Genomic DNA, 13726 nt, shown 5'->3' with positions numbered 1-13726 from the left:
CAAGGTGCCGCTTGTGGCCACGTAGTCGCCATCGCCCGTCGTGGCGGTCCCGTCGGCGGTGGCGAAGTCGACCGACAAGCCCGTGTCGACCGCCGAGTCCAGTGTGACGGTGAACGTCAAGTCGGTGGTCCCCGAGTCGCCTTCGGTGATCGCGACGTCCCCGATCGACAAGGACGCGGAATCGTCGTCAAGGATCAAGGCCGTTGCAGAAGGGCTGAGTGGAGAGACATCGTATGTCGCCAAGTCTTGCATCGTCAGAATGACCGATTCGTCGGGTTCGACAATCAGATCAGTCGTTGGGTTGATGCTGACCTGCGCGGTTCCTACTCCGGCTGCAAAGTCAACTGACAGTGGGGTGGCGGCGGGATAATCCGTCCCAAACGTCGCCGTTCCAGCCAGCTCAAACTCAACGGTCAGGGCGGGTGTTTCGGGCCCCGTGCCTGTTTTCCGAAACTGATAGATCAGCAGTCCGCTATCCTCGGTCGCATTGGCAATGGGGACGACGCTCACGACACTCATATCATCATTGAGAATGATTCCGGTTTCAATCGCATCGGTGATGACGGCCGGACTCGTCGGATTGCTGAGAGTAACGGTAAACCCTTGATTTAACTCGACGAACGGGTCTCCGCTCACATTAATGGTAATCAGCTTGCTGGATTCACCATCGGCAAAACTGATCGTACCGCTGGGCAGGGTTCCCCCAAAGTCATCCGCATTGGCTGGCTGCAAGCCGGCTCCCGCGACTGCATAATCGACGCTGGTGGGGCCGTTCGTGTCTCCGCTGCGAGTCACAGTAAACGTAAATGGCGTTGTCCCATTGTTACCCTCGAGCCGAACGGCATTGGTTCTTTCGATTGACAGCAATGTGGGCAACTCAGCTTCAAAGGCACCGACATCAACATGGGTGCCAATCAACCGGGGAAACCCGGAACCACGCTGATCAAACGATTCGGCGGAACTGGTTGGTCCAGAGTCTCGAGCGGGGCTGGTTGGCAGCAACGCGTGGGTCATAGTCGGCCCGCCGTTGTCGGCGAGGGCATCTAGGCCGGGGGCGGTAACCCCTACTTGATCCGACGGTTGGTTAAACCCTGTGGTTGCGTTTCCGATGCCGATCAGATTGAAACCAAGGGTGTTAATCGTGGGGCCCGCTGGCCCGGTCGAAGTATTGATATCCGAACCAAAATTACCCGCAATGATCGATGCGAAAAAATTGTTATGACTCGGCGTTGCTGCAAATCCGATCCCACCGCCGAACCCTGAGTTGAGTGTGACGGTGGAATGGCGAAGATTGAGTATGCCACCTACGTTCGTAATCCCTCCGCCGATCGATGCGGCGCTGTTTCCTGAGAAGGTCGTATTGGTGACATCGGCAATGAAAGTGGTGCCGTCGAGATTCACCTCAAAAACCAGGCCGCCGCCATTCTGCGCCGAGTTGTTGTCGAACGTCGATGCCGTCAACGCCAGGTTGCCGTTGACGACACTCACTCCACCTCCATTCGCGTTTGACCCGATTGCCTGATTTTCGGTGATCGTGGTGGACGTGATGGACACGTCCGTATCAACAACTGCGATTCCACCACCATCCCTTCCGTTCCCGGAAACGGGATTGAGTCCGAAGAGCGAATTGAAAATGGTGAGCGAACCACCTCGCTGATAAAGACCGCCGCCTGATCCGTCGGTTGTGTTGTTGGCAACGAATTGCACGCCGTCCAGGAACAGATCGCCTGTCGAGAAGATTCCCGCGCCGTTAGCATCAGCTCCCGAGGTGGCGCCCTGGATAATCGACATGTTGGACAGAGTCACGTCGGTTCCGCTGAACACTCGGAACACGCGTGAGAGGCCTGAGCCACTGACAACGGTCGACGTCTTTCCACGCCCGGTGATCGTCAGGTCTTCGGTAATGTCCAACTGGCCAAGGGTAAGGCTTGTCGTTCCGTTCAAACCGATCAGGTAGCCGATCTGATCAGGTCCCGGGTTCAGGTTGGCAAGTTCGACCGCCTCGCGAAGGGACAGGTCGCCCGATGAGTAATCTCCGTCGCTCTCGTCAATCAACGTCGACACGGTGAGAGGGCTGGCGACCACAGTCACCGCATGGTCCTCAACTTCTCCATCTCCGGCGAGCCCCGTCACCCCGAGGTTCCCAGACGTGCTGAGGCGGAATCGAGCGAAAGTGGTTCCCGTTCGAATGGCTCCACCAGATGCGCGAGGGATCGTGAAGTTTAGGTTCTGAAGTCCATCAGCCGTCCCGAGGTCGAAATCCGTGAAAATCTGTTCGCCGGGATCGGTCCAGTCACCGTCCTGATTGAAGTCGATCCAGGCATCCAGCCGATTTGATGTCGGGTCAGCATTTCGCAGATCAACACCCACTGTGCCGACACTCGTGCTGCTCCCCGACGCGAACAAAATCGATGAAAACGTCACTCCATCCTCATCATCCGAGGCACCGACAAGGTCATCCGAGTCTGCATCGGCCGAGTTCACCCCATCCAAGTCCGCATCGATGACGGTTCCGAGTGTCGGTCCACCATTGACGACGTGCCGTGCACCATCATCGGCGAGCGAAACGGGGTACGAACTGGTGAAGCCAGACTGGCCGGAATGGGGCGCGTCACCGAAGTCCACTCCCGGTTCCGCGGCGATCAAAACCCAATGGTCTTCGACCTCACCGTCGCTCGCAGGTCCTGTTGTCGCCAAGCCCCCCGAAGTGCTCAAGCGGAACCGAGCGAAGGTCGTCAGCGGGCCGCCATCGGTGGCAAACGAAGTCACCGGAGCGTCGGCGGGATAGGTAAAGGTGTCATTGCCGACGAAACCATTCGCGGTGAAAGAGATGGGATGAGACGGCAGAAAGACAGGAGGCACGTCGGCCGACGGATCGTCTGCGAGATCAAAGCTGGAACCCGGCAGCACGATGGAAGAGCTGATACGCTGAGTTGTGCCCGCCAGAGTCACATCGGCAGAGATTGAAAAGCTATCGTTACCCGAAAAGTCATCGGCGAGATTGAACGTTTCATTGGCCACGTTTGCTTCGACACCACCAATGATCATTGTGGTCGACAGGGGGACATACGAAGCGAGGTTGGAACCCGTTCCAGCCCCGGTTCGCAAGTCTGTGGCACGTTTGTCAATCACGACCTCAAATGTGTACGGTGTCCCATCGAATTCTCCGGAACGGAGAATTCCATCGCCATCGAGTCCCCAGGGATTGGCGCCATCGTCCTCCAAGAAACCGGTCCAGCGATAGGTGACTGTTCCCGATTCTGTGTCAACATTGACTCCCGTGTCTCGGGGGACGGTAAACGACAATGTTTGAACACCGTTGCTTGTGCCCAGATCAAAATTGGTAAACACTTGCTCGCCCGAGTCATCCCAATCGCCGTCGCGATTGAAGTCGATCCAAGCGTCCAGGCGATTCGAAGTCGGATCGGCATTTCGCAGTTCAACATCGACGAAACCCGTCGTCGTCGATGTAGTTGAAGCAATGAGCGCATTGGTGAATGCAACGCCATCCTCATCATCGACAACATCATCAGCATCGTCGGCGTCCGCGTTGCTGGAATGGACTCCGTCGAGTTCTGAATCACGGTTGATTCCCAAGGTCGGTCCGACCACTTCGTGGCGCGCACCATCCTCGGCGAGTGTTACCGCATAGTTTCCCGCGAATCCGGACTGTGATGTGTTTGGCGCGTCGCCGAAATCGGGATCCGGTGTGGAATCATCGTCCAACGTCACGACGGAAACACTCTGTTCGACAAGCAAGTCAAATGCGTCGGAAGATAAGGCGGGATCGATTGCAAAGGTCACCGACGACGTTTGATCTCCGTCCACCAACGCGTCGTCAACTCCGGTGAGAGTGACGGTTTGCGCGACGTTCCAATTCGCGGTGGTGAACGTCAGTTGGTTTCGATCCGCGGAAACTTCTCCCGTGTCCCCCACGGTCACATCGATGACCACATCCGAAGTTGGCTGCGCTGTCAGGGCGACCGTCAAATCATCCGTGCTGCCCGATTCACTGACTTCGGTGTTGCCAGGCGCGCGTCCATCGATGTATTCGACATCAAACTGCAACTGTCCGAGATCAAGGCCACCCGTAAAGATCACACTGACAAAGAAACGCTCACCACCGGTGAGCCGCTTGTTCACCGGATCAGGCGAGGTAAACAAGACGCTGTTTGCCGTAACCTCTTTATTCCACAAGTCAGCCGAAGAGAATGGGGTCTTGTTCAAGACGGTATTTCCATGATTGCCATCGATCGTGACGCCGTCGGGCAAGCCTGAAAACGTCACGCGAAAACCGTCGTAGGACCCCGTGCCGACAAAGTTGATCGTGCCCGCTTGAAATCCAGGAATCCCCCAACTGGGCAAGGTCGTCGTGTTCGATGCGATCCATGGGTTGCCGAAGGGGTCGACACCAGAGGAACCGGCATCGGACCAGGTAAAGGCATCCCCACCGGTTTCGGCCACGACAAAGCCCGCAACCTCATCGTCGGTCACGTTCACTGTGTCGGACGCGCCGGCGTGCCCCGTGGCGGTCGCCGATATCGTTACCACCTGTGTGCCGTCCACCAAAGTGTCATCTTCGGCGGTCACCGGAACTGTGACAGAGGCCTGCCCCGCCGGGATCGTGACCGAGTTTTGAATCGTCGCTTCTGTAGTGTCGTCGCTGACCAAATTCACAAGCAGTGAACCGCTCGTATCGCTGCTTCTGGTGATGGTCACACTCGTCGCGGCCGCTCCGCTTGATTCAGAAATTCCGGTGTCAGCAATGTTGACTGTCAGGACGGCAGCGTCGTCGTTTTGAATCGTCCCCAGCGCGAAACGACTCCCGATCGAGACGCCCGAACTCGGATTGGAGAGCAAGGTCCTGAATTGTTCATCGGCTTCGGCGACCAAATCGCCGCTGACGCCGACGGTAATGATTTTATCTGTTTCGCCGATCGCAAAATTCAATGTCCCGCTCGGAAACGCACCGCCGAAGTCGACAGCATCCGCAGGACTACCGCCCTCGCCGGTTACGGAAAAGTCGACAGTTGCGGCGAAGTCCGTTTCACCCAGCCGAGTGACGGTAAAAAAGAAATTTGTTGTTCCAGAATTGCCTTCGGTTTTGACCGCATCAACCGCGGCAATCAAAAAGGTTGACGCGAGACTCGCTTCGAAGGAACCGATGTCAACATTGCTTCCGACCAGTCGCGGGAATCCCGTGCCGCGCTGATCGAACGCTTCAGCGGAAAAAGTGTCACCTCCATCGATGGCCGGACTGCCCGCAAGCAACGCGTGCGTCGGAGTTGGCCCACCATTGTCAGCAAGAATGTCGAGGCCTGGGGCGACGACTCCATTGGTGTCCGACGACATGTTGAAGTTCGAGCTGACGTTTCCCGTACCGATCAGATTGAAGTTCTGACTGACGACCGACGCAGGAGATCCGTTGATCGAGTCGATGTCACTGTTGGTATTACCCGCGACGATGCTGCTATTGATGAAACTCCTTGCAATCCGCCCGGAGCTACGAGTGTCGTTGGCGATACCACTCCCAAACCCTGCGGGCGCAGTGTTCGCAGTGACCGTGCTGTGCGTCAGGTTGAGATTGCCTTCTCCGACCGAGATGCCGCCACCTTCGCCGTTGGTCGTGTTTCCAGAAATCGTCGAGTTGATGACGCTGAAGCTGCTCGACCCATTTCGATCGGCGTAGTCGATTCCGCCACCTTTGTTGACGGAAGTGTTGCCGGCGATGGTGCTGCCACGAACAAGCAAAGTTCCAGAATCGACGGCGATGCCGCCTCCTAAACCTCCTGACGTTGTCCCCTGAGCTTGGTTGTTCGCGATCGAGCTATCGACCACGTTGAGCGTGCCCAGGTATTGGTAAACCCCACCTCCGGACCGAATCACGGATGTGTTTCCATCGATGATCGTGTTGGTCAAAGTGGTGGTCGTGATGTACGAGTACATCCCACCGCCAACGGTGATGGCTTGGTTGTTCGTGATCGAAGTGTTGGAAATTTCGGTCGGCCCGGATGATGTGAGGCCGCCGCCAGAGCTATTCGATGTATTTCCCTCGATGATCGTGTCGGCAATCACGAGCCTCTTTGATGATGCACTGTGGTTGATTCCGCCGCCGGCGCCCGACGTGTTGTTGCTGATCACCGAACTGCGAATTTCCAAATCTCCCTGGCTGAAGATGGCGCCGCCGGACCCGTTGGTGTGGCCGTCAACAAGCGTCAACCCATCGAGCAACACATCAGCGCTCGAGGTAAAGTTAAAGATTCTCGACTGGTTCCCGCCACTGACGGTCAGTAGCGAGGCTCCGGGTCCGGTCACGGTCAACGCTCCGGACGCTGACAGTTCGCCTCCAGTTAACGTGATCGTTCCTCCGCTCAATCCAGGAGCGAACACGATCTCGTCGGGCGCGGGATTCAATTCAGAAATCTCGACTGCTTCACGAAGCGATAAATCACCTGTGCTGAAATCCCCATCGCTTTCATCAACGAGCGTATCAACGATGATCGGGGCGACGTTGATAATCTCGATGGCATGGTCTTCCACTTCACCGTCGACGGCTTGGCCTGTCGGAGACAATCCGCCGACCGTGCTGATTCGGAACCGAGCGTAGGTTGTTCCACTGAGCACGTTCGCACCAAGGTCTTGTGGCACGGCAAAGTCAATTGTCTGGGGCCCGGCGACGACGCCCAGATCGAAATCCGTGAAAATCTGTTCGCCGACACTCCAAATCCCGTCCTGATTGAAATCGAGCCAAGCGTCCAACCGATTAGAAGTCGAGTGGGGATTTTGCAGGTTGATCTCTACCGAACCGGTCAGAGCGACGTTGGTCGATGCAAAAACAGCACCGCCAAAATCAACCCCGTCTTCGTCATCTTGATTGGCAAGATCGTCGGCGTTGGCTAACGCGGAATTGACTCCATCGGCTTCGCTATCACGATTCGGACCAAGATGGGGACCAACCGCGATGTGTCTTGCACCGTCATCGTCCAAGGTGACGGGAAACGGCGACGGAGCATCACCGAAATCTGGCAATGCATCGTCATTGATGATTGTGCCGTTGGCCGTCGCAATCGCGATCGTCGCGGCGCCACTCGGATTGCTTAGTGTGACACGGAAGGTTTCGTCGGGTTCGATGTCGAAATCGCCCGTCACCGCAACGGCCAACGACTTTGAATCCTCACCTTCGGCAAAGGTCAGCGTGCCGGAAGGAAAGGCACCACCGAAATCTGTTGCACCGGCCGGATTGGTCCCGACGCCGGTCACCGCATAATCCACACTGAACTCGCCGACCAATTCGTCCGCTCGAGTCACCGTGAACGTCAAGTTTGTCGTGCCAGAGCTTCCTTCTTGTTTTTGAGCGTCATTAGCCGCGATGGAGAAAACAGGGTCAACACCTTCCACATGAACGATCTGATTCTCAGGAAGGTTATCGAGCGACAATTCCAAGATGAAAGCGCCGCTGGCCGATTCCGGCACTTCAAAGGAACCGACTCCGGGATCAAAATCGGTCGTCGCATTGAAATATCCGGTGGCAAGATGATTGCCCGCGTCGTCAATCATCAACTGATTGATAGACGTGGTTGAATCAGCGGCCTGATGGGCAACAAATCTGAAATCACCCGTATCTGACAATCCCCATATGGCACTATTGATCCCGACCGCCTCCACTTCATACACGTCGGCGGATGGATCAAAATCGACAGTCCGCCAAAATCTCATTGCGAGTGAGACATTTCCCTGTCTGTCGACCGCGATACGACTCGGAGTGTCAAAGTAGGTTCCACCGATGCCCCTCGCCCAAATGAACTGTCCGTCCTTATCAAATTTCGAGACGAACGCATCGCGTTCACCGTTACTCGTGATCAGGAAGGAACCCGGCCCGGGATCAAAATCAGTCGTTTGGCCCACCGAAGTTGAAAACGCATCTCCAAATCCGCCGCCCACCAAAATATTGTCATTGCTATCGATCGCCAGAGTCGAAGAGGATTCGATTGCAGCGCCGCCCCATGCCCTCGCCCAAACAAAGTCTCCCGCGGAAGATAGCTTCAATAGATAAGCGTCCGACTCCGAAGATCCCGGCGACACATAACTTGTCACTCCAGGCCCCGGATCGAAGTCGACTTCACCTCGGAAATCGCCCGCCGCATACACATCACCGTTGGAATCTGCCGCGATCGCCCAAGAAAAGTCGCCGCGTCCGAGCGGATAGTTGACTTCATCGAGTGACTTGGCCCAAACGAAATTCAGATCGGAGTCGAGCTTCAAGAAAAAACTGTCGGCGTTCCCGCTGGATCCGGCATCGGGAAGATTGAACACTCCGGGGCCAGGATCAAAATCGACCGTGCGTCGATAACCACCTGACAACAGGAGGTTTCCATTGTTGTCGATCGAAAGGCCGCTTATATCGCCTCCGATCTGCCCCACGGTGACGAATTGACCGTCGCTGTCGAGCTTCAAGATGTAATTGTCGCGGGTATTGACGGGAGTCAAATTGACGATTCCAGGGCCCGGATCGAAATCGACCGCTTCCGCAAATTCACCAACGGCGTACACCTCACCCGAGCCGCTTACAACCATCCGCCACACAGTTTCCTTTCCGGCACTGCCGATCTGGTGCGCCCAACGCAAATTCCCACTTGGCGTGTAGCTGGCGATATAGCCATCCTCCGAAGTACTCGGCGTGGTCAAAAGAAACTCGCCAACGCCTGGATCGGCATCAATGGTCCCGGCGAACCTCCCGGCATGGTAGAGGTTGCCTGCCGAATCACGCCCGATTGCCTCGCCGATCGTAAAATTGTCGCCCGTAATCGGTAAAACAAAAGAGAACGCCAACTCTTGCGACGTTGGCTGGCTTTCGTTGCCATCTCCGTCGTTCAACGTGACAGTCACCAGCCGCGACAGAGTCGACGGAGAATCGGACGAGTTGATAAATTGGAGATTTCGTAGAATCGCCTGCGCGGCAGCCGGCGTCGAGTTGGCGTTGAACGAGACGATCAGCGGCGTCGCTGCCGTGCCACCGGCGAATGTTCCCACATCAACGCCTTCGAACGACACCGTGTTTCCAGTGACGCCGATTTGGCCAGCACCGGTCCCTTGGTTGCGAATCGATAGCTGGTCGTTCGCTGTGCTATTTCCGGCGATGGCGATCGTCAGGGTTCCGCCGTCAAAGTCGGGTGAATCCGCATCGGAAACCGTTGCGTTGGAATCGACCAGAATCGCAACGTCGCCTTCGACGTAGGTGACCGGGCCCGACGGCAGAGATAGCACCGGAGGCTGACTGGAAATCACATCGTCGTTGAGAATCAGACCGTTTGCCGTTGCGGTCGTGATCGTGGCGGCACCGGCGGGGTTGGCCAGCGTCACGACGAAGTTCTCATCGGGCTCCACCAGAGTATCACCGCTGACGCTGACACGGATCACTTTGCTGGATTCGCCATCGGCAAAGTTGATCGTGCCGCCGGCAAACGCCCCCCCAAAATCATTGGCATCGGCGGGTTGGGGAAACGCGCCGCTGACGCTGTAGTCAATGCTCGTCGTTCCGGATGTGCTCCCCGACCGGGTCACCGTGAAGGAGAAATCGATCGAGCCCAAATCCCCTTCACTCTTCGAAGCATCCGTCGCGGCGATCGCAAAGCTTGGATCAAGCATCGAATTGAAGATCGGCTGCACCGCGAGTCCGGCGAGCGATACTCCTCGAGATCCCGCAGCAGGGGCGACGGTGATCGTGATGCTTCCACTTGCGTTGGCGGTAACCACCTGGGCATAGTCGTCCAAGCGATTCGAACTTGAGCCGACGGCGTCATTAATGACCAGTTGGCCGTTCACAAGTGTCTGAGTAAATGAAACCGTATCCGCACCGGTCACCGTCACATCATGACCATAGTCTTCGGGGCGGTTTTCGAAACCAAACAGATAGACCCCGTATTGCGCCCCCGCAGTCAATCCCGTCCACGTCGACGTGAAGGTATTTCCAAGTTCATTGTAGCTGTATCCGTCCAGGTCAACCAAGGACGGAAAGTGGCGTGGGATCGTCGAGGAAGCCGGACCTGAAGAACTGATCCATGTCGTCCCACTGATCGACGACGAAACGTCCACGGTCGTTGCCGCACCGTCATCACGATTCAGGTTTGAACCGTCCGCGTTGAACAAGACGCTTGCGCCGCTCCAGTTCGACGGAACATTTCCAGCGGAGTCGAAATCAATTCCGATGACTGGTGGTAAATCAGCATCGATCACGTCGACCCGCAAAAATCCTAGAGCGGTTCCAACCGGATAACTTGTGGACGTGCTGGCGAGAACCGAATGAGCGATGGAGCTTTGGTGTGGCCCTTCTTCGATTCCGTCGCTGATCCCACGAACGTGAACCGTTTGTGCCGCCGCGGAGTCAAAGACCAGTTGCAGTGTCGAACTAAAATTGACACCATCGGAACTCACCAGAGTTTGAGCGTCCGCGGCAATCTCGATGGTGACCGAACCCGCAGGGTCACCATTGAGCGAGAGATCATAGCTGTCATCCAGACCGGGACCAGTAGCTTCGAAAGGTCGAGTGTCGCCTCCGCTTTGAGCGAACACAACTCCGGGCTGGCCACTGTCGCTGGTCACCGTCAGGTTGGCGTCGTTGACGTCAAAAAAGACATTTCCCACGGCGCGAACACGCAAGCGAGCACTGGTAAGATTGACATTGGGGATCGTGACGGTTTGAGTTCCGTCATTGGCCGTCGCGGAGGCAAGGACGTACGGATACGTCAATCCGCCGTCGGCAGACATTTCAATCGCGACGTCACTGACATTGATGGCACCAGCATTGGTCCCTGCAACATCCCAAGTCACCGTTTCGAATGAACCGCCCGTGAGTATGGAACTAGTATTAAAACTGGTGATGGCAAATGGGCCCGATGTGCTATCAACCGTGATCACCATGTCATCGCTGGAGACACCGCCGTGACCGTCACGAACCGTCGCGCGAAAGTTCAAATCGCGGCTGATCGATGGCAGCACTTCACCGGTCGCAGCCGTGTCAACTCCGTTGAGCAAGTCATCGAGCCGAGGAAAGACTCTTGTCGGATCATTGGTTGGAGCAAAGGCGCGAAAGATCGGGCCGTTCCCCAGGTCCGTCAGCGGCAAACTTTGGGGCGTTCCCAAATCCAGCTGTTCCCATGAGTAGCTCAGCGGATCAGCGTCACTTCCGACCGCCGTCAAAGCAAACGGAGTCTCGGCGGGAATGGTGTAGTCGATCCCGGCGTTGACGGTCGGGACATCGTTGGCGAGAGGAGTCGTCGAACTGGGGTCCGCTCCGGTCTGAGTGGTGATGTAATCGCTGATGTCCTCGACGCTAGCGGAGTGAAACACCGGGTCTTCGGTCGATTGCAAATCGTTCGCACCACAGATTCCGGCATAGCTCATGATCGTCGATCCGCTCGCCGGTTCGTAAGCCGACGCGGGATCGTAGGTGGTTGAGTTGCAGTTGGTCCCCGCGACAGAGGCATTGAATGTGTGTCGAGCACTGAATTGGTGTCCCAACTCATGCGCGACCACTAGATTCCACCCCTCTGAACCGACCGAGCTGATATTGCCGACGACGGTCGCACCACCACCCTTCAAAGAGGAACTCCCGACCACGCCCAGGTAGGCGAGTCCGGATGTGCCTCCTCCACCGAATGTCCCCAAGACATGCCCGACATCGTAGCTGTCCGGCCCGATGATCGTGTCAAAGACCCCGGTGCCTTGATTGATCAATCGACTCAGATCGCCATTATCCAGTCCGTCGTCCGTCGGGTCACTTGTTTCAAAGATGGTGTTGGCGCCGGTGACCAAATCGAAGTGAATCGCAAGTTCGGGCTCGTAGATTGCATTCAACTCCGATACCAAGGCATTTACACTCGCCAGTGCAGCGACTTCACCGCCGATCGCCGCCGTGAATTCTTCCGTTGTTGCAATGGCCAAACGGTAGTTACGCAGTTCGTCGCCGTACGAGTAGTTCGTGTCTCCCGCCAGCAAATAGCGTTGTTCCAGAATCTGCATCCGAAGCCGATTGCGCCTTGCATGGACTCGATCGCCTCGGTGGTTGCGAACCGGTCGCTCCCCCAGCGCCCTGCGCAAGTGGTTGATGAAACTCACAGATTCATTCCTGGACAAAATGGATGAGGAGGCAAAGGGCGGATGACCTGGGAAAGGACAGCTCTTGCCCCAAATAAGTGAATGCCTGGGCACTAATAGTGGCCGAAATCGTAGATGAGCGGGTGCCAGCACACCATCACGCAACCCGACAGGGGGGAGCTGCTTTTCCTAAGGGAAAATGGACTTGAGTACCATCCCGCTAAATTCAGGACAGCGGCGAAGTCCAGAAGCTGACGCGAACCGGCTAATCCCAAACGAGTGTCAGCCCGAGCTGTGAGCGAGAGCCGCGGCGTGGCCACTTGCGAACGCGTGCGGGCTTCAATCGGCAAGCCGAAACGCCTCCATGGATTCGCTCCGGGACGGTGGTCGAGCTAGATCGTCGCCAAGTCGAATAGCACACAGCAGGACCCTCCGTCGCCCTGCCGGTGGCGTCGTCCGGTCGCAAGCAGATAGCGACCATCCTCGGAAGAGCAGAGTCGCCGAATCACCGCGCGTGGCAAGTGCCCAATCAACTTCTGCTCGCCGGAGAGTGACCATCCGATGACTTCGCCCCGGTCGTTTCCAGTGACAAGCAGTTGATGAGTCTTCAAATACGTTAATGCTGTGATCGATCCCGAGGTTGTCGCAAGTGTCCTCGCCTGTTGTTGATTGTTGATGTCGATGATTCGAAGGTGACGGGAATCTGAACGGCAACAGCAAATGGTGTTGCGATCGATCCACGCAAATTGACCGCCCTCGGGCAATTCGGTCACCGGAGCCAGTGCTTGAGAATAGATCGAAGTCTGATCGTTTCCCATGCCGATCGCGATTCGGGATCCGTCGGAATTAAACTCGATCTGTCGCGGAACGCCGAGTAGAAGCGTCGGCTGTTGCCAAATGGTATTCGTTGCCAGATTCCAGATCTCCACTCGCTTGGCCTGGAACGCGACGGCAAGCAAGTTGCCTTTTTCATAGAAGTCGAGCGAGTTCGGTTGGAATTTGACGTCCAGCGAGGTTGCTCGGCGCGTGGCGATCTCAATCACATCGATGCACTTGTTGGGGCGGCCGACAATCAAGGACTTCCCGTCGGCGGTGAATTCAAGACAACGGACTTCACCGCCGGCAGGAAAATTCACCAATCTGCCTTCGACAGTTTCCAATAAATACAAACTACCATCGCGTAAGGGGGCAAACGCGCAGCGAGTTCCGGTTCGATCCATCGCCGAGGCATTGATATTAAATAACGTGTCTGCCACTCCGCTGCGCGACAAATCGAACGCAATCTTCACGCCTGGATCTGAAGTCGTCCGCGTCAATTCCGCTTCGACGATTCGACGAACGGGCTCCAGATTACCTGTTGAGATCAGCATCGACTCATAGACAGCCAGCCAGTTCTTCACGACGTTGATGGGATTGAATTGTGTTTTGGCTTGCAGTTGAGCCAATCGCTTCATGCGTGCTGCTCGTTCTTCTTCGCTCTGCTTGCCACGAAGATTTTCTAGCCAATCGATCCACCATAAGGTGCAATACTGTTCGAGCGAGATGTCGTCGACGGTCTGGATGAGGGACCGAAGTTGAGTCTCCGCTTGACCAATTTGTCCGGTTCGAAGTTTCCAGAGTGCGAAAACGTATT

General features: G+C 56.4%; 2 protein-coding genes. Both read right to left on the bottom strand.

The window, feature by feature from the left end:
* On the bottom strand, window positions 1-12018 hold a 12018-nt coding region (locus tag ABX749_RS05775), incomplete at its 3' end, for a choice-of-anchor Q domain-containing protein (RefSeq protein ID WP_372895142.1).
* Between the two features lie 467 nt (window positions 12019-12485).
* Window positions 12486-13726: WD40 repeat domain-containing protein (locus ABX749_RS05770; protein WP_372895141.1), on the bottom strand; the 1241-nt coding region annotated here is incomplete at its 5' end.

It is taken from the genome of Stieleria sp., assembly GCF_041595215.1.
In the GTDB taxonomy this organism is placed as follows: Bacteria; Planctomycetota; Planctomycetia; order Pirellulales; family Pirellulaceae; genus Stieleria; species Stieleria magnilauensis.
The sequence above is the reverse complement of the archived record's forward strand: the minus strand, read 5'-3'. Positions and strand labels throughout refer to the sequence as shown.